The organism is Streptomyces sp. SD31, from assembly GCF_052068475.1.
Taxonomy (GTDB): domain Bacteria; phylum Actinomycetota; class Actinomycetes; order Streptomycetales; family Streptomycetaceae; genus Streptomyces.
Genome location: NZ_JBQHCX010000021.1, coordinates 83,826 through 105,041, shown reverse-complemented (window position 1 = coordinate 105,041; position 21,216 = coordinate 83,826). Strand labels below are relative to the sequence as shown.

The window sequence follows — 21,216 nt, the reverse complement described above, 5'->3', positions numbered from 1 at the left end:
ACGCCGCTTATACATACCGGCTGTCGGTCCCTTAGCATCGGGCCCCATGTACGAGCCCCGTGAAGCGGCGGAGTCCGCGAGCGTCGACTCCTGGTTGCCCCGTCTGTCCCATCTGACGCTGGAGGACCTTCCCCAGGTCAGCCACGCGGCGCTGCGGCCCGCGATGGACGTGCTGCTCGACAGCGTCGACCGGTCGTTCAGCACCCGGGGCGGCAGTGAGGGAGGCTGACCGCAACCCGGTCCCGGACCGCGGCACCACGAGCAGTCACCTGAGCCGTCATCGGCTCGACGACGACTTGCTCCGACTGCTCTGTACCACCGGTGAACGCCACCAGGTGACGTGCGCCCTCCTCGACGCCGAGTACAGCCGACGCCTGTTGATGCTGCGCCTGTTGGTGGACGAGGTCGCCGCGCGGCCGGCGGCGGTCGGTGCGCTTGCGCCGGCACGGGAGGCGTGGGACCTGCTCGCGCGGGCCCAACGCCGCGACCCGGACGCGGTGCGTCGACTGCTGATGGACCCACAGACCGGGCTCTGGGCAGCGCACGTGCTGCGCAGGCTGCGCGGTTCGATGGACGACGACGCCCCGCTGTGGTCCGACATCGGGCAGCTGCACGCCTTGGCCGCGGCCGGCGCCGTCCTCGCCGGGCTCGATTTCCGGATGCCGGTACCCGCCCGGGAGGGGGCTGTACTTCTGCCCTGCCTGGGCCAGGCGCGGTTCGCCACCGCCGAACCCTGGGGCCTGGCCGAGGTGAGCGCGCACGGCGGTGCGGCGCGAGTCCGGCTGCACGGTGGGCCCGTGGTGGACGTGCCGGCCGACGCCACCAGGGACGGGGCGGGCTGGCGGGGCGTGCGCCGGCTGTCCTCCAGCCACCAGGGCCTCGCTCTCGCCCTCACCGTCGACGACCTGGCCCTGTACCCGGTCGTCGCCGGTACGGCACGGCCGGCCCGCCTGGACGAGGCGGCGGTGCGGCGTTGGCAGCAGGCGCTCGACCGGGCCTGGGCGCTGCTGGTCGAGGACCACCGCGAGAGCGCGGAGGCGCTCTCCGTCGGCTTGCTCTCTCTCGTGCCGCTGCCGCCGGGCGAGCGGTTCAGGACCCACAGTGCCTCGGCGTCGGAAGCGTTCGGGTGCGTGATGCTCTCCGAGCCGGGAACCGATGGCCCCGGCCACGAGGACACCGTGGAGTGCGCGGTGACCCTCGTCCATGAGTTCCGCCACACCCTGCTCAACGGGCTCATGCACCTGACACCGCTCACCGATGACTGCTCGGACCTCTACCACGCGCCCTGGCGGGACGATCCGAGGCCGCTGATCGGTGTCCTCCACGGGGCGTTCGCCTTCTGTGGCGTGGCCGCGTTCTGGCGCACGCGCTGCGCCCGCGACACGGGCAGCGCAGGCCGGCGTGCCCGGTTCGAGTTCGCTCTGGCGCGGAGCCAGTCCCGTGCCGTGCTGCAGGCGCTCGACGCCCTTCCCGCCCTGAACGCGACCGGCCGGGCTCTCGTGCGCGGCCTGCTGGCCGACGTCCGGTCCTGGGACGACGAGGTGCTGCCCGAGTCGGCCGTACGGATGGCGGCTCGGGCCGCTGCCCACCAACGGGCCGCCTGGCGCGTCCACCACATGGTGCCCGACGAGGAGACGGTGCGGGCGGCCGCGGACTCCTGGACGAGGGGCGCCGAACCGCCGTGCGCCGTCGCCACGGACTCCGGCGGAACCGTCCGCACCGACCCCGAAGGCCGCCGACTGGACGTCGTCGCGCACCTGCTCCGCCTGAAGATCGCAGATCCCTCCGCGTTCGCCGCTGCCCGCGACGGCGCCCCGGCGACCGGAGCCCACCTCAACGGCGCCACCCCGGCCGACCTGGCCTACGTGGTGGGCGACCTGGCTCAGGCCGAGGCCCTGTACGCCAGCGAGGCGTCCACCGCCGTGCGGCCCGTCTCCTGGGGCGGACTCGCGCTGCTCCTCGCCGACCGCTCCCACCGCGCGGCGGGCGCGGGGCACCGGGCCCTGGGGGAACGGCCGGAACTGCTGCGCGCCGTCTCCGGTGCGATCGCCCGGCGGTCCGGAAGGACCGTGCCGCCGGTCGAGCTGGCCGACTGGCTCGCCCGCGCCTGGGACGGCGCCGCCACCCCGCCCGGCGCTCAGAGCGGCAGCGGATCCATGTCGCAGTCCACCCGGTGTTCCCCGGCCACGGTCCGACGTACGACGGGGTGATCCGCCCCGAGCGACTGCCTGAGCCGCTCGGCCGTCGCCCTGTGCAGGCGCTCCGCCTCCTCCCGCTCGCCCAGCGCCCTCAGGTCCAGCGCCAGGTTGGCGGCACAGGCCAGAGTGGAGGGATGGTCCGGTCCGAGTACCTCGGTGGACAGATCGAGGGCCTCGCCGTCCAGTTCCCGGGCCGCCGGGTACTCGCCCAGGGCGTACAGGTCGCCGGCCAGATCGGTCGCGCAGACCAGGGACGACGGATGGCGTTCCCCTAGGGCCTGGCGGAACTTCGCCAGCACCCGCTCGTCGGTGGCACGCGCGGCGTCGGCGTCGCCGAGCATCCGGCGCGTGATGGCGAGGTCGACCTCGGCCGACAACGAGTGCGGATGTGTGGGCCCATAAGCCTCGGCGTACTGCCGGTGGATCCGCTCGCCGAGGTCGCGCGCGGTGGCGAGTTCGCCCGAGTGCCGCAGGTCGATCGTCAGGGCCAGCGTCGATGCCATGGAACCCGGGTTGTTCTCGCCGTACCGGCGGACCAGGGCGGACTGGGCGCGCTCGGCCGTCTCCCGCGCCTCCTCGTACAGGCCGGCCTTGCGCAGCGCCACCGCCAGGTGCCGGTGGTTGGACAGGGTGAATGGGTTGTCGGGGCCGAGCAGACGCAGGGCCCGCTCGGTCAGCTCCCGCTGGTAGGTGAGGGCGGTGTGGTAGTCGCCCAGCTCACGGATGTCGAGGATGAGGCCCAGCCACGTCACGAGGCTCACCACGTGGTCCTGGCCGTACAGGCGCTGCTTGCTGTCCCAAGTCGCGGCGTCGAGCTCGCGCGCGCCGGCGAAGTCCCCGGTGAGCCGGAGACTGACGCCCCTGTTGTGGGCGGCCCGCAGGGTCTCGGGGTCCTCGGGGCCGAGCAGCCGTACGTAGTGCTGGTGCACCGACTCCGACAGCTCCAGGGCGGCCATGAAGTTCCCCTCGACCCGCCGGTCTATCGCCACGTTGCCGAGCGCGGCGAGCGTGTCCTCGTGGTCCTCGCCGACCGTGCGCCGGTAGGCCTCCAGCACCCGGTCGTTGACGGCGGCCGTCTCGGCGTACCGGCCCATGCTGAACAGCACGACGCCCAGCCACCGGGACACCTCCAGGGTCTGCGAGTCGTCCTCTCCGCCGTCCTGCCGCCAGGATTCGTAGGCGGACCGGGCCAGTTGCAGCGCGGCGTCGTAGTTCCCCGAGCGGTACAGGTACCGCACCTCGTTGACGATCAGGGTGCGCACCCACCGGTCGGTGGACCGGACGGCCTCGGAGACGATCAGGTGCGGGTACAGCTCGCTGTAGCGCGGCCAGTGGCTCACGTCGTGCGGGTCGGTCGGGTCGTGGGCCGCGAGCAGCAGATGGATGCCCTGCCGCATGCGCTGCTGTTCGGCCTCCGTCATCCGGGAGATCAGCGCCGCCTGGACCAGCCGGTGCATCTGCAGCGAGTTGGTGCGGAAGTCGAACCGGGCCAGCGAGTACCGGCCGATCTCCCGGATGGCCTGGCCGAGGCGGATCGGGTCCTGGAGGACCGCGTCGAGTTGGGGGGTGATCGTGGCGCCCCGGCGTCCCGCGAACAGATTGCGGGAGATGGACTCGGGCGCGCAGAAGGCGCACAGCTGCAACAGCTGCATGGCCGCCGGGTTCTTCGTCTCCAGCTGGTCCAGTGAGACGTTCCAGGCGGCGATGACGGGGAGTTGGTAGTCGAGGGGTGCGGCGAGACCGAGCAGATCGACCTGTTTCTCGTCCAACAGCCGTAAGTATTCGTCCGCGGGCATACCGGTCTCGGCCCGCCAGGCGGCGGCCTGCTCGATGGCAAGCGGCAGGTCGCCCAGGGCCTGTGCCAGGCGGTCGGCCTCGTCGTCGCTGATGTCGGGGCCGCGCCGGCGCAGCAGGTCCACGCTCTCCTCCCGCCGGAAGACGTCCACCTCCAGCGGCTTGGCGACGCTCGCCCACTGCGGATTGCGCGAGGTGACGAGGATGTTGCCCGGCCCCCCGGAGGGGAAGTACGGGCGTACGGCCTCGGGGCTGTCGGCGTTGTCGAAGACCAGCAGCCAGCTGTCGTAGGGCTCTCCGCGCCGCAGCGCCTCCAGGACCGCGGTCACGGACCAGGTGGCGTCGCTGCCGGCCTTCAGACCGAGCCGCGGGGCCAGCTGGACCAGGGACAGCGCGATCTGGGCGGTGCGTTCGGCGGAGATCCACCAGACGACGTCGTAGTCCCCCATGTAGCGATAGAGGTACTCCACGGCGAGCAGCGACTTACCGACACCGCCCATCCCGTGCAGGGCGTTGGGCAGCACGGCCGTCGCCTTCTCCCGGCGCAGTCTGCGGTGCAGGGCCTCCAACAGGTCCTCGCGGCCGGTGAAGTTGGGGTTGCGCGGCGGTACGTTGCCCCAGACGGCCGGGGTGCCGCGGGTGGCGCGACGGTCCGCCGGACCCGAGGGCCCGCCGGGCGGGACGTCGGTGCGCGGCTGCGGTCCGTTGCTCGGCTCGTTCACCAGTGCCTCCTGCTTCCGGAGGTGCGAATGGGGTGGTGTCGGTGTTCTGCCGGCGGCTTCGGCCGGGCTCGCCAGGACCCGCAGGGCCCCGGCCTCCACGATCTCGCGCTCCAAAGCCCGCGCCTGGGCGGCGTGGGGACCCGACAGAGCATGCAGTACGGCGATCTCGGCCTCGGCCCAGGCACGTGTCTCCTCGTCCGCCCGGCGCGGCGGTGGGCTGTCCCGCCCGGCCAGGAGCTCGGGCACCCGCCACAGTTCGCGGGCCGACGGATCCAGGGCCTGCTCGACCAGGTCGACGACCTGATGCAGTTCCTCCGTCCGCCCCGCCGCGAGCAGTTCGCCCCGCACGTCCGGCGCGAAGGCGTAGGCGATGCGCGGACCGGTGAGAACGGCCGTGGGCGGGGGCCCGGCGACCGGGTGGATCAGTCCATGGGTGAGCAACTGGGCGAAGTCGGAGATCCGCGCCCGGGGCCGCAGCCGGGTCAGCACCCGCCGTACCAGGGGGACCGCCAGAGGTGTCGCGGCGATCAGCGTGCCGAGTGCCAGGACCTCGGGCGACACCGAGCGCCGGAACGCCGCGACGCGTTCGGCAGCCTCGGAGGGGGTGCGCTCCGGTGGTGTGCCGCCCTGGTCCGGGGCGGCGAAGGTCAGCGGAAGCCGGACCGATGTGCCCCGGGGCCCGGTGACCAGCCGCACCCACGACTCCATACTGCGGGGGGCCAACTCCACCACGGGCACCGGCAGATACGAGGTACCGTCCGCCGCTTCCCCGGGCGTGCCCAGCCCGAGTGACCGCGGTCGCGTACCGAGTCCGCGGTTCGGCGCCCCGGGGCCCGCCGACCACAGCGACAGCGGCCAGGTCGGGATGCCGGCCTCGGGCCAGGCCTGGTAGGGCAGCAGGTGGACGACGGCCAGCGGGCCATTCCGCGCCCTGCGGTGCAGGGTCTGCCCCAGGGCCCCGGTTCGCCAGCCGGGTGCGTTGCCGTCCGTGACCACCAGCGTCAGCCGCCCCGGGGGCGCGGTGGGACCGCGTCCCGGTGGCCGCGCGTGGAGAGCGCACCGGTCCACGCGGCGGAAAGCACGCGAACGCCGCAGCAGCTCGGTGAACTCCGCGACCGTGTCGTGCCAGACCGCCATCCCGAGGTCGCTGTCCACCGCCACCACCACGTCCCAGGGGCGGTGTCCCGGGACCTTCCGGAGCCGACGCAGCGCACGCAGCGTGCCCTGCGGGTCGGTGATGTCCGTCCACCGCCCGGGGTCCGCCCAGGGAGCCCTCGCGGCCCGGCACGGGGGAACGCGGCCCCGGCCGTCGAAGGATGTCATGACCCCTCCACGGCAACCCATCGCCAGACGGCGTCGAGGGCTGCCTCCCCATCCTCCGTTCCTTCCCGGCTACCGCCGGGCGCACCCGCCTCGACGAGGTGCAGGGCGTCGAGGAGCCGCCCGGTCACCGGGCCGGACCGACGGGACTCCTCCGTGGCCAGGTCGAGCAGCGCGTCGAGGTCCGCCGCGGCGAGGCCGGGGAAGCGTGCCCGGGCCAGCGCGGCCAGTCGCTCCCGCGCCATCGGCGCCAGGTTCAGGCACAGGCAGTGCCGTAGGAAGGAGGGCGGGAGGTCCCGCTCGCCACTGGTCGTGACGACGACGAGAGGCGGCTCGTGGCAGTGGACGCGCGCGTGACGGACCATGGCCGTGCCGCCTGTCTCCCACGTGTGGACGAGGGTGGGGGAGTCCTCCGGTCGTTCGGCGGAGCCGAGGAGTTCGGGAAGGGTGAACCCGCCGTCCTCCAGGACGGCCAGCAGCTCGTCGGGCAGGTCGAAACCACCCCGGTCGAGGTCGTCGACCAGGACGACGCGTGGCAGTCGACGCGGCAGCAGGGCGGTCCCCAGCGGGCCCAGGCGCACCGAACCGGCGCCCGCGGGGCCGTACAGCCCGTCCCACAGGGTGCTGCTGCCGGTGATCCGCCAGCGCAGCACCGGCCCCAGACCGAGCTCCCGCGCGATCCGGTACGCCAGCGCCGACTTGCCCGAACCCGGCTCGCCGCAGACGAGCAGCGGACGGCGCAGCCGGAGCGCGAGGTTGACCCGCAGCACCTCGTCGGGATCGGCGGCCCACGGCGTGCCCACAGGGCCGAGGATCCTTGTGGCCGTCTCGTCCTGCGGGGGTGGCGGCGGCTCGTCGGGGGTGCCGGAGTAGGTCCGCCACGGCGGCGGAGCGGGCCAGCGGCGGTCGCGCTCGGCCTGGCTCAGCGGCACGCCGGTGCCCCGGTAGAGCCACCAGGAGTCCATGGGCGCATCCTTCCTGCGAGGACCGGCCGCGGGCGGCCGGTACGGGGTCGGGGACCGGGTCACAGCGGTTTGCGGTCCGGGTCGTCCCACAGCACCGCCAGATGCCGGCCGATGTGGTGCTCCGGCGTTCCGGAGCCGAGCGCGGCGGCCTGTCGGCGGAACCGGGTGATCCGCGGCAGCAGATCGGCGAAGCCGCCGGCGAACAGGTCGCTGAGCACCTGCCGGAACTCCGTCGTCGACTCGCTCGTCCGGTGCCACACGACCACCGGGTACCCCGTGCGCAGCGCCGTCTTGAACTCCAGGCAGCCGTGCGCCCGTCCCGCCTCGGGCGGTTCGCTCAGCACGGCCGCCACGTGCCCCTCGTCCAGCAGCCCGGCAGCGACCCGGTGCGGATGCTGAGGGCTGTTGTTCGGGATGCTCATGTAGACGGAGCTGGTCGTCGGCTCCTGGCGCAGCTTCTGCCAGCGCAGCCGCCACCAGCCGTGCCAGCGTTGCTCCAGCAGCCGGTCCAGACTCCGGATCACCACGGCCGGATAGCTCATGCCGAGGAGCAGATGCGGCTCCTCGGAGGCGTCCAACGGCCATGACTCGACGGGCAGGTTGATGAGTTCCAGCGGGAGTACGAACTCCAGCCGCAGCTGGCCCGGCCGGTCGCCCTCGGCGCGCTCCACCTCGGAGATCACCTCGCTGACCGTGCGCTGGAGATCGGCGAACGGGATCACCGAGCTGTCACGGCGACCCTCGAAGTCCGGTCCACGGGCGTCGGAGTGGAACCAGTGGGACACGGTGTAGTGCCCCTCGTCGAAGGGCGCCGGCATGATCCGGATGGCGAGGTGCTCGTCGTGCGTGACGGGCCGGTGCTCGGCCGGTCGCACGTACCGTCTGCGGTCGAGCGTGTCCCCGAACTCCCAGCGCACGGCGCGATGCCGGTTGATCGCGCGGACCTCCTGGCGGTGCGCCGCGTCCATCCACGCCGACGCCTCGTCCAGGTACGCCATCCACGGCGGCACCTGCCCTGGTGCCGTGTTCTGGCCCACCAGGTAGAGGAAGTCCGACCAGGCGGTGGTGGAGTGGTCGGGGAGGGCGCGTAATCGGGACAGGGTCGCCTGTCCCACCAGGCGTCGGCGCTCGTCGTCGGTGAGCCGCAGCGACAGCAGGGACTCCGCCAACAGGCCCCAGGACTCGGTGAACTCGGCCGGCAGGGTCCGCGCGGCCTTCCACTCGTCACGGAGCCGGAGCATCCGGAGCGACTCCGCGGAGCCCGGGTCCAGCAGGTCGAGGACGGCCGCGAGGCACGACAGGCCGTCCGGTCCGCGGCCGTCGAGCGGGCTTTTCATGCAGAGCAGCAGCAGGGCGACGAACTGGCTGCGCGGGATGGTGTGGCGGGGCAGCCGCCCCGTGCTTCTGAGCCGGTCGAGTACGAGGCCCAGGAACTGCTCCCGGTCCTCGGGCGAGCGCAGGCTGTCGCTGCCCACCAGGACGTCCACGGCGGCACGCCGTATGCGGTCCTCGATCTCCTCGCACAAGGAGGTTCCCCCCTCCGGCGCCCCGCCCGGGGCGCGCTCCCTTGCCCTGTCCGACGGCTCGCTGTGTACGCCCGTGACACAAGATTAGGGGTCGCGGTCCGCTACGGAAGGGGATCGGCACAGCGGGCGGCGGACAGGGCGGGGGAGTGCTAGGAGTCGCGTCGCACGAGCTCCCCCGGCCGTTCGTGGGCGGTGAGGGTGTGCAACTGCGCCTGAGTGAGCGGCTCATGCACCTCGACGTACTCGCCGCGCGGCAACCGCTTGATCATGCCCGTCTCGCGACCGTGCAACACCCATTCCTCGTCCCGGAGTTGGAGGCCCAGGCAGATGCGGCGGGTGATGACGAGGACGGCTGCCGGGACCACGAACACCGCGATCCGGATCGTCCAGGTCACCACGTTGATCGACAGATGCAGCCGGGTCGCGATGATGTCGTTGCCGCCGCCCGCCAGGAGCAGCAGGTAGAGGCTGATCCAGGCCGCGCCGATCGCCGTGCGGACCGGGTGGTTGCGCGGGCGGTCCAGGAGGTGGTGCTCGTGCTTGTCGCCCGTCAGCCACGCCTCCAGGAACGGGTAGACGCCGATGAAGGCCAGCAGGAGGGGGAAGACGACGATCGGGATGAGGACGCCGAGCACGAGCGTGTGGCCCCACAGCGTGATCTCCCAGCCCGGCATGATGCGGACCAGCCCCTCGGCGAAGCCCAGGTACCAGTCGGGCTGGGCGCCCGTGGAGACCTGGTCGGCGCGGTAAGGGCCGTACGTCCAGACGGGGTTGATCGTCGCCACGGCCGCCATGACGGCGAGGGCACCGAAGACCAGGAAGAAGAAGCCCCCCGCCTTCGCCAGGTACACCGGCATGAACGGGGCGCCGACGACGTTGCGTTCGGTGCGTCCGGGGCCCGCGAACTGGGTGTGCTTGTGGTACACGACCAGCAGGACGTGCGCCACGACCAGCGCCGCCATGATGCCGGGGATCACCAGGATGTGCAGGGAGTAGAAGCGGGCCACGACGTCATGGCCCGGGAACTCCCCGCCGAACAGGAACATCGACAGATACGTCCCGACGATCGGTACGGACAGCAGCGCGCCGTTCACGAACCGCAGGCCCGTCCCGGACAGCAGGTCGTCCGGCAGCGAGTAGCCGAACAGGCCCTCGAACAGGCCGAGGAACAGCAGGGACCAGCCGAACAGCCAGTTGATCTCCCGCGGCTTGCGGAACGACCCGGTGAAGAAGTGCCGCATCATGTGCGTGAGCATCCCGGCGACGAAGACCAGCGCCGCCCAGTGGTGCAGCTGCCGCATCAGCAGCCCGCCCCGCACATCGAAGCTGATGTCCAGCGTGGAGGCGTACGCCTCGGACATGCGAACGCCGTGGAGGGGCACGTAACTGCCGTGGTACGTCACCTCGTTCATCGAGGGATGGAAGAAGAGGGTGAGGTACACGCCCGTCAGGATCAGGACGACGAAGCTGTACAGGCAGACCTCGCCGAGCAGGAAGGACCAGTGGTCCGGGAAGACCTTGCGCAGATACCTCCGGCCGAGGGAGTGGATGCCGAGCCGGCCGTCGAACCAGTCCGCGACCCGCTCACCCCGGCCGGGCAGCTCCCGGGCGCTCATGCCTCCTCCCGGCGCACGTGCGTCAGCTTGTCGGGGTTGCTGACGACATAGACACCGGACACCCGCTCGCCGTCCGGCGTCAGGTCCAGGACCAGGACGGCGTACGGCTCCTCGCCCTCGAACAGCACCGCCGCGTCGTCGCCGTTGACCCGCCGGTACCGCAGCTCCAGGTGGCCCGCCCCGCCGCCCCGGCTCGCGTACGAGCCGAGCAGCCGGACCGCCTTGTCCCGGCCGTGCACGGGACGCAGCCCCGCCCGCCTGCGCTTGCCGCCGGCATCCGTCCACACCGTCACGTCCGGTGCGAGGATCTCCATCAGCGCGGCGATGTCCCCGCCCACCGCGGCCCGCACGAACCGCTCGGTCGCCTCCCGTCGCACCCGCGGATGAGCCTCGTACAGCGGCCGCCGCGCGTGCACATGCCCCCGCGCGCGACGCGCCAGCTGCCGTACGGCCGCCGGGCTGCGGTCGATGATCTCCGCGATCTCCGTGTGGGCGTACCCGAACACCTCGTGCAGCACGAACACCGCGCGCTCCAGCGGCGACAGCGACTCCAGGACGACCAGCATCGCCAGCGACACGGACTCGGCGCGCAGGGCGGGGCCGCCGGCGCCGTCGTCCTCGCCGTCCGCGACCAGCGGCTCGGGCAGCCACGGGCCGACGTACGTCTCCCGGCGGCGACTGATCGCGGCCCGTCGCGCCAGCGCGTGGTTCACGGCGATCCGCACGAGATACGCCCGCGGATTGGCGATCGAGTCGGGCGGCGCGCCCTTGTTCCGCGCCGACCACGACAGCCAGGTCTCCTGCAGTACGTCCTCGGTGTCGGCGACGCTGCCGAGCATGTTGTAGACGACGCCGAACATCAGCTCACGGTGCTCGACGAAGACGCCGGTCGCGTCGGCGGTGACGGTCATGGGGATGTCGGACATGCGGTGGGCCTCCCGGTGCGCGCTCACTACTGCGAGGCCCGGCGGGGACCGGAATGTGACATCCCACGGTTGAATGTGACCCACGTCTCGACGACACCGGGCGCGGCGTCGCCTCCGCTGTCCCGTTCCGCACCCCCAGGTACCGGCGTACATCACACTTGACCTGCGCGTATTTACGCTTGAGTACCCGAGCGGTACCGTGAAGGGCATGCCAGCTCTCAACGTGGAGTTCAGCGACCGCGAGCTAGAGGACCTGCGGCAGATCGCCAAGGAACGCGGTACGTCGATGAAGGCGCTCGTGCGCGAGGCCGCAGCGGCCGACATAGCGCGGCATCGGGCGCTGCAGGAGGGCGCCGAGGCGTTCCGCCGGTTCTTCGCGTCGCACGCCGACGAGTTCGCGGCCGCCTTCCCCGACGACGAACCGTCCGCCAAGGGCGAGGGACGGGCCGCCTGACCCATGGCACCCGTGATCCATATCGACGTGCCCTGGCTGCTCCAGCGTCACGAAGAGGTCCTGCCGGACCAGCCCACGATCAACGACTTCTCCGCGTTGGTCGCCGCCGTCGCACGCCATCGCGTGGACCCGCCCCGCCTGGGCATCGACTCCGACCCGGCCTGGCGGGCCGCCGCGCTGCTGCACACCCTCACCCTGCTCAAGCCGCTTCCCTCGGCCAACGCCCGGTTCGCCTGTGCGTCCGCGGTGGCCTACATGTTCGTCAGCGGCGTGGGCATCGACCCGCCCTACGGGGCTCTCGTCGACCTGGCCCGCGACCTGATCTCCGGCAAGGTCGATGTGTACGGCGCCGCCGACCGGCTGCGCTCCTGGCAGATCTGAGGCCGGCCGGATCGTGGAGTGATCCGGCGTGTGGGCGCGTTTCACACGGGGCGCATGGAATGGCGAAAGTTCGTGCCGCTGTGGAGAGCTGCCGCGGTATCTGACTTTCTTTCAAAGGTGCGGATGTTGGCCCAAGTGCCTTGTTGGCCATTGGTGTGCTGTGCAAGGGTGAACTACCCGTGGGGGGTGGGAAAAGGCCGGGCTCATTCGTTCCGTGGGGAACCGGGCGGATGGACGTTGGTGAATTCGCGCTCCCCGCGCTCGCGTCGAAGAGGTACACACCAAGCCGCTCTCCTTTTCGGCGACCGGAACTTCTGAGTCATGCGCGTGGGAAGGAATCCGTTCAGTGCCCACCCCCCACCCCCCTCGCCCTCCTTACCCCCCGCCCGGCGGGGTTCCCGAGGAATCCGACGAAGGCCTCGCCGCCCGGCTCCGGGGCCGTACGGACGGTGAGGCCGCTCCGTCCGTCGCGCTGCTCATGGCGCGGCACTGGCAACCGGTCCACGCATACGCGGTGATCTGTCTCGCCTCCCCGGCGGACGTCGCCGACATGGTCACCGCTGCTGCCTTCCACCAGGTCCTCGATCGCCTGGCGCTGGGCGAACCGGCCGCCGCGCTGCGTCCCCGGCTGCTCGTGGCCGTGCGGGACGTGGTCCGGCAGTGGTCCGACGAGGACCGAATATCGGGCGTTATGCCGGAGCTGGAGAAAACCGCGGGCGGTCGAGGTATGCGTACCGCGAAGTCCATGACGCCCGAAAATCGGAAGCTCACCGATCGGTCATTCCAGGCGCTTCCGGGACTTGCCCGGTGTCTGCTCTGGCACACCGAGGTCGAGGCCGAGCCGTTAAGCGTCCCCGCCGGTCTGCTGGGCATGGATACCGTCACGGCCGCGGCCGCGCTCGAACAGGCGCGTGATAAATTCCGCGAAGGTTGTGTACATGCCCATAGGGAACTCGCGCCGACGAAGGATTGCCGGTTCTACAACCGCCTCCTCGATGTCCCGATTCGCCGGGGCGGGGCCCTGCTGCCGGACGTCCAGCAGCATCTGACGGAGTGCCGCTACTGCCGCAACGCCGCCGAACAACTGAGCCATTTCGAGGGTGGTTTGGGTGTGCTCATCGCCGAGGCGGTGCTCGGCTGGGGCGCGCGTCGCTATCTGGACACCAGACCCGGCCGTACCCAGGGCGACGGGCCCCGCACTCAAGGCGCCGCCCGGCACGGTGCCGGACGGCGTCGACTGCTGCCGCGGATCCCCGCACAGGCGCGCAGGGCGCCCGGTGGACCACGCTCCCGGACACTGCTCACCGGAGTGGGGGTGGCCTCCGCCGGGCTGATCGCGATCATGCTCGCGTCCGGGCTGCTGTCGGACGACGACGGGGTCGACCCGGCCGCCTCTGCCACGGGTGGCGGCACCCGATCCCAGCTGCCCCCCACGGTCTCCTCCTCACCGCCCGGCACGGCCCAGCTCCCCCACGCACCGGGCCGGACGCGGCTGCGCAACGCCGACGCGGAGCTGTGCCTCGACATCCGGGGCGAGCCGAAGGCCGGGGCCGGTACCGAACTGGCCGAGTGCTCCTCGGACGACACCCAGCAGTGGTCGTACGAGAAGGACGGCCTGCTGCGCAGCGTGGCGGAGCCCGACCTGTGTCTGGACTCGCATGCGGACGCCGGTGTGGTGATCCTCGGCGAGTGCGTCGACGACGACTCCAAGCGGGCCGACGACGTGCGCTACGACCTCACCGTGCAGGGCGAGTTGCTGCCCCGCTGGGACGAGCGGCTCGCCCTGACGTTCACCACGGCGGACGCGGGCGCCGACATCGTCATCAAGGTCCGCGACGGCTCCGACGAACAGCGCTGGCTGACCGATCCGGCGGCGTCGGCCAGCCCCGGGTCACTGTCGAGCGCGGAGATCGAGACACCGGCGGCGCGGGCGGTGGGGTTGGCGGGGGAGGAGGCGTAGGAGTGGGCCGCGGCACCGGGTCGTCCGGTGCCGGCCGCTCAGACAGGCCCTAGGGACTGTCTTCAGTTGTGATCAGTGGTCTTGAGGAGGCTGTTGATCCAGATGGTCGCTGCGCGGAGAGGGAGTCCGGCGAGGTAGCTCTCGGGCTTCTTGTCGTAGCGGGTCGCGACGCCCCGCCAGTCCTTCATCCTGTTGATGGCCCGCTCGACCGTGTTGCGGTCGCGGTGGAGATCGGCGTTGTGGGTGAGGGGCCTGCCGCCCCGGCTGTCTCTCTTCCTGCGGTTGGCGGCTTGGTCCTTCTTCTCCGGGATGACCGCCTTGATGCGGCGTTTGCGCAGGTGGGCGCGGTTGACGCGGGAGGAGTAGGTTTTGTTGCCCGCCACGGCGTCGGGTCGGGTGCGCGGACGGCGCTTCCTCCAGCGCCGCCAAGGTCTCCTCGCTGACCCGTATGCCGGCCGCGTCGTGGTGAGCCCGCGTGGTGGTGGAGTCCACGCTGGCCAGGGACGTGTCGATCTCGTCCCTGCGGGCGGCCTCGGCGATGGCCTCTTCCAGCGGGACCTCGAAGACCCCCGCGTCGCGCCAGCGCATGAAGCGGTTGTAGACGGTCTGTCAGGCACCGAACCGCTCGGGTATCTCCCGCCGCTGGCTGCCGGTGCGGAACCGCCAGATCACTCCCTATGAACTCCCATTCAGTGCCGGCGAGTTGCGCACGTGTCACACCACAGTCCTGCCGGACCGGCACCCCACCAGGGCGTGATCACAACCGAAGACAGTCCCTAGCCGGCGCACCGACTGCGTGCGCTCTTCGGGGACGCGGCGGCCGAGGAACGCGGCCACCCGGTCGAGGGCCTGAGCGTGCTCGGGTACGGGCCGCACCGGCGCGATGGATCCACCGGCGGTGCGGGGCAGTTCGCCGTAGATCTCCCGGACGACCGGCAGGGCGGCGCGCGCGATGTCGGGCAGCGGATCGCGGTCGAGGCCGAGCGCGGTCGCGAGGTCCCAGCCGTGCACCAGCAGTTCGACGAGGAGTTGCTCGACCACGCGACGGCCGGGAGCGGGACCGAAGGAGCGGTCCAGGACGGCCCGGATCTCTCACCGCCCATCGGTTCGAGCGGCCCGTGCACCTTCAGATGCATGGGCAGATCGAGCCTTTCGACAAGGTCGAAGCCCGACGTAGCAGCTCGCGAAGCTCGCCGAGAACATCAACCTGAAGGGCCGCGGCGGCGCGGGCTCGAGCCCCATCCCCAGGTCCCGCAGCGTGCGGGCCAGGTGCAGCCTGGCCACACCGGCGGCGTCGTAGCGGCGGTATCCGCCGGAGGTCCGGCCGACCGGCGTCACGACCCCAACGTCCGACCAGTGCCGGACCACTTTCACCGGCAGCCCGACCTGCCGCGCCACGGCCCCGATACTCCACGTCGGCCGCGACGCCTCGTCCCTGTGCATGGGCTCCACTCTCGACTCTCCCTTCGTGGGGGAGTCGAGCAGCCCCGGCACGCCACCCGAGCGCCCCTCCAAGTAGGCGCCGTCCGGCCCGAGTTGTGGCAGGATCCGAAAGCATGTCACCGTCGATCAGCTGGTCGCCCGAGTCCGGTCGTCGTCTGACGAGCGTCCTGCTCGTCCTCCTCGTGCAGTTCCTCGCGGTCGGTCCCGGCGCGCCGGACGCCGACGCGGCGGCCCGCCCGGGAGCGAGCGCGGTCGCCACGCCGGATCTGGCTCGCTACGACGTGTCCCTGCGCTCCGACGCCGACGGTGACCACTGGACGGGACGGCAGCGGGTGTCGTTCCGGAACGCCTCACGTCAGCCGCTGCATGAGGTGTACCTGCGCCTGTGGGGCAACGGCGAGGACCAGTGCGGCACACCCGGCTCGCCTCCGCCCGTCACCGTCTCGAACGTCGACGGGGGCACGCCGGACCGGCTCACCGTGCGGTGCACGGCCCTGCGCATCGCCCTCCCCAAGCCGCTGGGGCACGGAGAGCGGACGACGGTCGCCTTCGACGTCTCCCTCACCGTGCCCGACCGCAACGCGCGCTTCGGCCGCGAGGGCGCCCACCGCTTCCTCGGCAACGCCCTCCCGGTGCTCGCCGTGCACGACGCGCAGGGGTGGCACCTCGATCCGTACGCGCCGCTTGGTGAGAGCTTCCACGCGCTCACGAGCGACTTCCGGGTCCGGCTCGACCACCCGTCGGCCCTGAAGGTCCCCGCGACCGGCCGCACCCGTGCCCTCCCCGACGGTCGCGGCCGTACGGTCACCCTGAGCGTCGCGCACAGGGTGCGGGACTTCGCGTGGGCGGCGGGCCCGTTCCGCACGGCGACGCAGACCACCCCCGGGGGTGTCCGCGTGAAGTCGTACTGGGCGAGCGACACACCCGCCGTGGGGGTCCGTCTCAACCGTACGGACGCCGTCGCCGCCCTCGACCGTTTCAGCGAGGAGTTCGGCCGGTACCCGTACGGCGAGATCGACCTCGTGATGACCCCGGGGTTCGGCGGCGGCATGGAATACCCGGGCCTGGTCCTGGTCGGCACCACCGAGGAGGGCGGCGCCGTCGTCCACGAGGTGGCGCACCAGTGGTGGTACGGCATCGTCGGCAACGACGAGTACACCTCACCGTGGCTGGACGAGAGCTTCGCCCAGTACGCCAACGCCCGCTTCTACGGGTGGGAGACCCGCGACTGCTGGTCGGAGGTCCACTGGCCGAGCGACGGTGCCGCGCTGACCAACTCGATGGCCTACTGGTCCGGGCACCGCGACGAGTACCACCTCGTCTACACGGCGGGGCCCTGCGCCCTGGCCGACCTGGAACGCACGCTCGGCGCGGACACCATGGCCCGCTTCCTCAAGCGGTACGCCCGGGACCACTGGTACGGCGTCTCCACCACGGCCGCCTTCAAGAAGGCCGCACAGGCGGCTACGGACGAGGACCTCGGCCCGTTCTGGGAGACCCACCGCATTCGGTGACGACGAGAAGGGCAAGGGACGTGCTGGTGAAGGCAGTTACTGCTCCGGAGTACGGAGACACGTGTGCCGCCTGAGCCGTCCGAGAACCACCGGCACCGGGAATCGCCCGCACGCGATCACCGGTCGTCGGTAGCGTGATCGTCGTGATGGTGGGCACCGAAGAAACCCGGCTGGTCGTACTGCGCGGCAACAGCGCTTCGGGGAAGTCGTCCGTCGCGGCGGGCCTGCGGGACCGGTTCGGCCGCGGCCTTGCCCTGGTCGGCCAGGACAACCTCCGCCGCACGGTGCTCCGCGAACACGACCGGCCCGGCGCGGCGAACATCGGCTTGATCGACCTGACGGCCCGCTACGCCCTCGACGCGGGATTTCATGTCGTCGTCGAAGGCATCCTGTACGCCGACCGGTACGGCGACATGCTCGCCCGACTCCGCGCCGACCATCGCGGCCCGACTCACGGCTACTACCTGGACGTGCCGTTCGACGAGACCCTCGTCCGGCACGCCACCAAGCCGATCGCCGACGTCGTCGACGCGACCAGGTTGCGGGACTGGTACCGGCCCCACGACCTGCTGCCCAGCGGAATCGAGACCGTCATCGGCGCCGACAGCGCCCTGGGGGAGACCGTGGACCGCATCATGACCGACACGGGCCTTGCCCACCTGCCCGCGACGGACCGCTGATCGTGGCTTGTGGGTTCACCAGGTGAGAGCCGGTCAGCCGGTCAGGGGCGCAGACTCCTGTCAGTGCGGCTGCCGCGATCACGGGCGGGGAGAGCGTCCGTGATCGCGGCAGTGTCGTCCGGCTCGTACGATCCGCGCGGGGGAGCCTCTGCTCTGCTGCTCGCCTCTGCGGGGAACCACGCTGGTCAGGCTGGGGTGAGCCGGTCCTTGACGTCGGTGGTGGTCTCCGGCGCCGCGTCGACGGCGCGGTGCTTGGTCTCGCCCAGAGCGATGACACAGACCAGGCTGAGCAGCCCGAGCGCGGCGATCATGAGGCCGACGGCGTAGCCGCCGTAGCTGCCGACGAGTTGGGCCGCGAGCAGCGGGGCGACGGCTCCGCCGAGGACGCCCCCGAGGTTGTAGCCCATCCCGGCGCCGGTGTAGCGGTAGCGGGTGTGGAACATCTCGGGCAGGTAGGCGCCGACCGGGCCGTAGGCGATCCCGAAGATCGCCAGGGTGCCGAGGAGGGCGACGGCGAAGCCCGTCACCGACCCGGTGTCCATGATCGGGAAGAGGACCAGCGCCCAGGGAATCGACAGCGCGCAGCAGGTGACGATCACTCTTCGGCGTCCGAACCGGTCGGACACGATTCCCGACACCGCCGTGGTCACGCCGAACACGACCGCGGCGACGATGTTGAGGATCAGCACGGTGCGACGCTCGAGTCCGGCCCCGGCGGTGCTGGTGGCGTAGCTGGTGAGGAAGGCGGTGCCCAGGTAGAACAGCGCGAACACGATCGTCAGCACGCCGCCGGCGAGCAGGACCTCGCGGGGCTGGGCGCGGAAGACGTCGAGGATCGGGGGCTTGGCCCACTTCGCCGCGTCGTTCCGCCGCTCGCGCTCGTTGCGGAAGGCCGGGGTCTCCTCGATGGCCGTGCGCACCCACAGGCCCAGGCCGACGAGGACGGCGCTGAGGAGGAACGGGATACGCCAGCCCCAGTCGAGGAAGGCCGGGTTGGTCTCGCCGAGCGCAATGTTCACGGCGAGGAACGTGCCGCTGGCCAGGGCGAACGCGATGGCCGCGCCGAGTTGGGGAAAGACGCCGTACAGCCCGCGCTTGGCCGGTGGGGCGTACTCCGCGGCGAGCAGGGTCGCGCCGGCCCACTCACCGCCGACGGCGAGCCCTTGCAGGAAGCGCAGGACCACCAGGGCGATGGGCGCGGCGACGCCGATGGTGGAGGCACCCGGGAGCAGGCCGATCACGACCGTGGAGATCCCCATCAGCATGAGGGTGGCGATGAGGGTGTTCTTGCGGCCCAGGCGGTCGCCGTAGTGCCCGAACACGATCGCCCCGAGCGGGCGGGCGACGAAGGCGACCGCGAAGGTCGCGAACGACGCGACGGTCGCCGCGGCGCTGCCCAGCGCGGGGAAGAACACCTGCGGGAAGACCAGGGCGGCGGCCGTGCCGTAGATGAAGAAGTCGTAGAACTCGATGGTGGTGCCGACACAACTGGCGGTGGCGACACGGCGCATGGACGTCGAGCGGTTCGTTGGGTACTCCATCTGACTCTCCGTTGACTCAGCGGAACGGGGCGGGGACGGGGGGAAGGGGAAGGGGACTTCGGAACCACGGCGGGGGGAGTGAGAGAGTGGGCAGAGGACGGGAACGCGGAGTTCTCTCTCCTTCCGTCAACGGGGCGCCATCCGGATGGCGCCGTCGAGGCGGATGACCTCACCGTTCAGCATCGGGTTCTCGGCGATGTGGCGGACCAGGGCGGCGAACTCGGACGGATCGCCGAGGCGGGCCGGGTGGGGCACCTGACGGCCGAGCGAGTCACGGGCGTCCTGGGGGAGCCCCGCCATCAGGGGGGTGTCGAAGAGGCCCGGTGCGATGGCCATCACCCGGATGCGGTGCTGGGCCAGTTCGCGGGCGGCGGGGAGCGTCAGCCCGGCGACGCCGGCCTTCGAGGCGGCGTACGCGGCCTGGCCGATCTGCCCGTCGTACGCGGCGACCGAGGCTGTGGCGACGAGCACCCCGCGTTCGCCGTCGACGCTCTCGGTCTCGGAGATGCGGTGGGCGGCGAGCCGGAACACGTTGAAGGTGCCGGTCAGGTTGATGTGGACCACACGGGCGAAGTCGTCCAGGGCGAGCGGTCCTTCCCGCGACAGCATGCGCCCGGGAGTGGCGACTCCCGCGCAGTTCACGGCCGTACGTAGCGGAGCGGGCTCGCCGGCGGCGTCCACGGCCGCCCGGACGTCGTCGGCATCGGTCACGTCGCAGGGGACGAAGCGCACCGTGGGCCCGATGGCGGCGAGTTCCCTCGCGACAGCCTCGCCGGGGGAGGAGGGCAGGTCGGCGATCACCACATGAGCCCCGGTGCGCAGCAGTTCGGTGGCGGTCGCGCGGCCGAGGCCGCTGGCGCCGCCGGTGACGAGGGCGGCGGTTCCGGTGAGGTTCATGACCGGTTCCCTTCCAGGGAGTCAGGGAAATCAGGGGAGGCGAGGGAGAGGACGTGGGCGACGGGCCCGCGGCGGCCACGGGCGAGTTCCCGGCTGATGACCATGCGCTGGATCTGGTTGGTGCCCTCGAAGATCTGCATCACCTTCGCCTCCCGCATGTACCGCTCCACGGGGAAGTCCCTGGTGTAGCCCGCGCCGCCGAAGACCTGGACGGCGTCCGTGGTCACCCGCATCGCGGCCTCGGTGGCGACCAGCTTGGCGATACTGGCCTGGCGGCCGTACGGCAGACCGGCGTCCTTGCGCCGGGCCGCCGACAGCAGCGTCGCGCGGGCGGACTCCACGGCGGCCTCCATGTCGGCGAGCAGGAACGCCAGCCCCTGGTGGTCGATGATCGGCCGGCCGAACGCCTCCCTCTCCTTCGCATAGGCCACGGCGTCGTCCAACGCCCCCTGGGCCAGCCCGACGGCGACGGCCGCGATGCCCAGCCGACCCGCGTCGAGGCCGGCGAGCGCCAGGGACAGGCCCTGGCCCTCCGCGCCGATCCTGCGCCCGGCGCAGACGCGTACACCGTCGAAGCGCATGGTCGCGGTGGCCTGCGCCGTCAGACCCATCTTGCGTTCCGGGGGGTCGGCCGACAGGTTCGGTGCGTCGGCCGGGACCAGGAAGCAGGAGATGCCCTGGCTGCGGTGTTCGCCGGTGCGCGCCATGACGGTGTAGAAATCGGCGTGCCCGCCGTGGGTGGTCCACGCCTTCTCACCACGCAGTACGTAGTCGCCGCTCTCGTCCCCGTCGTTCTCCTCCCGGTCGGCGCGGGTGCGCATCGCGGCCGGGTCGGAGCCCGCGTGGGACTCCGACAGGCAGTACGCGCCCAGCAGTTCCCCGCCGAGCATCTCGGGCAGCCACTGCCCCCGCTGCTCGTCGGTGCCGTGGTTCGCCAGCGCGAAACAGGACAGCGCGTGCACGCTCACGCCGATACCGACGCTCGCCCAGCGCGCCGAGATCTCCTCGAGGACCTGCACGTAGACCTCGTAGGGCAGTCCGGCGCCGCCCCACTCCTCGGGGAAGGGCAGCCCGAGCAGCCCGGCGCGGCCCAGTGTGCGGAAGACGTCCCGCGGGAACCGCTCGGCGGCCTCGTCCTCCGCGGCGCGCGGAGCCAGTGCTCCGTCGGCTATGGCGCGTGTCAGGTCCAACAGCTCCGCGGCCTCCTCGGTCGGCAGCAGTCGGGACACGGGTGTGCGGGACATCGGGGCGAACCTCCACTGAGCGGATGGAACGAGAG

The 21,216-nt window shown here is 71.8% G+C and carries 16 protein-coding genes and 2 pseudogenes; 7 read left to right on the top strand and 11 right to left on the bottom strand.

Going from position 1 to position 21,216, the window contains the following annotated elements:
- The first annotated feature begins 46 nt into the window (after window positions 1-46).
- Both ACTMVF_RS36165 and ACTMVF_RS36160 read left to right on the top strand, forming a co-directional pair.
- Window positions 47-229: a hypothetical protein gene (locus ACTMVF_RS36165; protein ID WP_441275296.1), complete on the top strand. Its 183-nt coding sequence runs from the start codon at window positions 47-49 to the stop codon at window positions 227-229.
- Window positions 216-2,210, top strand: coding sequence for an HEXXH motif domain-containing protein (locus ACTMVF_RS36160; RefSeq protein WP_441275295.1), 1,995 nt, complete (start codon window positions 216-218; stop codon window positions 2,208-2,210). Before ACTMVF_RS36165 ends, ACTMVF_RS36160 begins: the two co-directional genes overlap by 14 nt.
- Here the strand turns inward: ACTMVF_RS36160 and fxsT are convergent.
- The 5 genes from fxsT to sigJ form a co-directional block, all read right to left on the bottom strand.
- Window positions 2,138-6,037, bottom strand: coding sequence for an FxSxx-COOH system tetratricopeptide repeat protein (fxsT, locus tag ACTMVF_RS36155; RefSeq protein ID WP_441275294.1), 3,900 nt, complete (start codon window positions 6,035-6,037; stop codon window positions 2,138-2,140). The genes ACTMVF_RS36160 and fxsT overlap by 73 nt on opposite strands.
- A complete protein-coding gene (locus ACTMVF_RS36150; protein WP_441275293.1) occupies window positions 6,034-6,999 on the bottom strand; it encodes an AAA family ATPase in 966 nt (321 codons plus the stop codon). The genes fxsT and ACTMVF_RS36150 overlap by 4 nt, the downstream gene beginning before the upstream one ends.
- 59 nt (window positions 7,000-7,058) lie before the next feature.
- Window positions 7,059-8,525, bottom strand: a complete 1,467-nt coding sequence (locus ACTMVF_RS36145; RefSeq protein WP_441275292.1) for a VMAP-C domain-containing protein — start codon at window positions 8,523-8,525, stop codon at window positions 7,059-7,061.
- Window positions 8,526-8,674: 149 nt separating this feature from the next.
- The gene (qcrB, locus tag ACTMVF_RS36140) at window positions 8,675-10,141 is read right to left on the bottom strand and encodes a cytochrome bc1 complex cytochrome b subunit (RefSeq protein WP_441275291.1); all 1,467 of its coding nucleotides are present in this window, start codon (window positions 10,139-10,141) and stop codon (window positions 8,675-8,677) included.
- A complete protein-coding gene (gene sigJ, locus ACTMVF_RS36135) occupies window positions 10,138-11,067 on the bottom strand; it encodes an RNA polymerase sigma factor SigJ (protein WP_441275290.1) in 930 nt (309 codons plus the stop codon). Before sigJ ends, qcrB begins: the two co-directional genes overlap by 4 nt.
- 208 nt (window positions 11,068-11,275) lie before the next feature.
- Here sigJ and ACTMVF_RS36130 point away from each other — a divergent pair, with 208 nt between their 5' ends.
- The 3 genes from ACTMVF_RS36130 (at window position 11,276) to ACTMVF_RS36120 (ending at window position 13,862) form a co-directional block, all read left to right on the top strand.
- Window positions 11,276-11,521, top strand: coding sequence for a hypothetical protein (locus ACTMVF_RS36130; RefSeq protein WP_048578995.1), 246 nt, complete (start codon window positions 11,276-11,278; stop codon window positions 11,519-11,521).
- Window positions 11,522-11,524: 3 nt separating this feature from the next.
- Entirely contained in the window at window positions 11,525-11,902 is a 378-nt protein-coding gene (locus ACTMVF_RS36125; protein WP_441275289.1) for a toxin Doc, read from the top strand.
- Window positions 11,903-12,248: 346 nt separating this feature from the next.
- A complete protein-coding gene (locus ACTMVF_RS36120; RefSeq protein WP_441275288.1) occupies window positions 12,249-13,862 on the top strand; it encodes an RICIN domain-containing protein in 1,614 nt (537 codons plus the stop codon).
- Window positions 13,863-13,924: 62 nt separating this feature from the next.
- Here ACTMVF_RS36120 and ACTMVF_RS36115 read toward each other — a convergent pair.
- The 3 genes and pseudogenes from ACTMVF_RS36115 to ACTMVF_RS36105 form a co-directional block, all read right to left on the bottom strand.
- A pseudogene (locus ACTMVF_RS36115) lies at window positions 13,925-14,537 on the bottom strand (transposase); the annotation flags it as partial.
- A gap of 39 nt (window positions 14,538-14,576) precedes the next feature.
- Window positions 14,577-14,903: a hypothetical protein gene (locus ACTMVF_RS36110; RefSeq protein ID WP_441275287.1), complete on the bottom strand. Its 327-nt coding sequence runs from the start codon at window positions 14,901-14,903 to the stop codon at window positions 14,577-14,579.
- A 201-nt stretch (window positions 14,904-15,104) separates the two neighbouring features.
- Window positions 15,105-15,305, bottom strand: a pseudogene (locus tag ACTMVF_RS36105) (helix-turn-helix domain-containing protein); the annotation flags it as partial.
- Between the two features lie 113 nt (window positions 15,306-15,418).
- Between ACTMVF_RS36105 and ACTMVF_RS36100 the strand changes: the two are divergent.
- Together ACTMVF_RS36100 and ACTMVF_RS36095 are read left to right on the top strand one after the other, a co-directional pair.
- A complete protein-coding gene (locus ACTMVF_RS36100; RefSeq protein ID WP_441275286.1) occupies window positions 15,419-16,819 on the top strand; it encodes a M1 family metallopeptidase in 1,401 nt (466 codons plus the stop codon).
- Between the two features lie 146 nt (window positions 16,820-16,965).
- Window positions 16,966-17,499 (top strand): kinase, encoded by a 534-nt coding sequence (locus ACTMVF_RS36095; protein WP_441275393.1) that lies wholly within the window; start codon window positions 16,966-16,968, stop codon window positions 17,497-17,499.
- Between the two features lie 185 nt (window positions 17,500-17,684).
- Here the strand turns inward: ACTMVF_RS36095 and ACTMVF_RS36090 are convergent, their stop codons facing one another.
- The 3 genes from ACTMVF_RS36090 to ACTMVF_RS36080 all read right to left on the bottom strand — a co-directional run bounded on the left by ACTMVF_RS36090 (window position 17,685) and on the right by ACTMVF_RS36080 (window position 21,181).
- Window positions 17,685-19,040, bottom strand: coding sequence for an MFS transporter (locus ACTMVF_RS36090; RefSeq protein WP_441275285.1), 1,356 nt, complete (start codon window positions 19,038-19,040; stop codon window positions 17,685-17,687).
- A gap of 126 nt (window positions 19,041-19,166) precedes the next feature.
- Entirely contained in the window at window positions 19,167-19,937 is a 771-nt protein-coding gene (locus ACTMVF_RS36085; RefSeq protein WP_441275284.1) for an SDR family NAD(P)-dependent oxidoreductase, read from the bottom strand.
- The gene (locus ACTMVF_RS36080) at window positions 19,934-21,181 is read right to left on the bottom strand and encodes an acyl-CoA dehydrogenase family protein (RefSeq protein ID WP_441275283.1); all 1,248 of its coding nucleotides are present in this window, start codon (window positions 21,179-21,181) and stop codon (window positions 19,934-19,936) included. The genes ACTMVF_RS36085 and ACTMVF_RS36080 overlap by 4 nt, the downstream gene beginning before the upstream one ends.
- Window positions 21,182-21,216 lie beyond the last annotated feature (35 nt).

What these genes read in the sequence shown, in the direction of transcription:
- sigJ (WP_441275290.1), bottom strand. Translation starts at nt 11,067, where the DNA reads ATGTCCGACATCCCCATGACCGTCACCGCCGACGCGACCGGCGTCTTC.
- ACTMVF_RS36080 (WP_441275283.1), bottom strand. Translation starts at nt 21,181, where the DNA reads ATGTCCCGCACACCCGTGTCCCGACTGCTGCCGACCGAGGAGGCCGCG.
- ACTMVF_RS36150 (WP_441275293.1), bottom strand. Translation starts at nt 6,999, where the DNA reads ATGGACTCCTGGTGGCTCTACCGGGGCACCGGCGTGCCGCTGAGCCAG.
- ACTMVF_RS36125 (WP_441275289.1), top strand. Translation starts at nt 11,525, where the DNA reads ATGGCACCCGTGATCCATATCGACGTGCCCTGGCTGCTCCAGCGTCAC.
- ACTMVF_RS36090 (WP_441275285.1), bottom strand. Translation starts at nt 19,040, where the DNA reads ATGGAGTACCCAACGAACCGCTCGACGTCCATGCGCCGTGTCGCCACC.
- ACTMVF_RS36130 (WP_048578995.1), top strand. Translation starts at nt 11,276, where the DNA reads ATGCCAGCTCTCAACGTGGAGTTCAGCGACCGCGAGCTAGAGGACCTG.
- ACTMVF_RS36085 (WP_441275284.1), bottom strand. Translation starts at nt 19,937, where the DNA reads ATGAACCTCACCGGAACCGCCGCCCTCGTCACCGGCGGCGCCAGCGGC.
- fxsT (WP_441275294.1), bottom strand. Translation starts at nt 6,037, where the DNA reads ATGACATCCTTCGACGGCCGGGGCCGCGTTCCCCCGTGCCGGGCCGCG.
- ACTMVF_RS36100 (WP_441275286.1), top strand. Translation starts at nt 15,419, where the DNA reads ATGTCACCGTCGATCAGCTGGTCGCCCGAGTCCGGTCGTCGTCTGACG.
- ACTMVF_RS36165 (WP_441275296.1), top strand. Translation starts at nt 47, where the DNA reads ATGTACGAGCCCCGTGAAGCGGCGGAGTCCGCGAGCGTCGACTCCTGG.
- qcrB (WP_441275291.1), bottom strand. Translation starts at nt 10,141, where the DNA reads ATGAGCGCCCGGGAGCTGCCCGGCCGGGGTGAGCGGGTCGCGGACTGG.
- ACTMVF_RS36095 (WP_441275393.1), top strand. Translation starts at nt 16,966, where the DNA reads ATGGTGGGCACCGAAGAAACCCGGCTGGTCGTACTGCGCGGCAACAGC.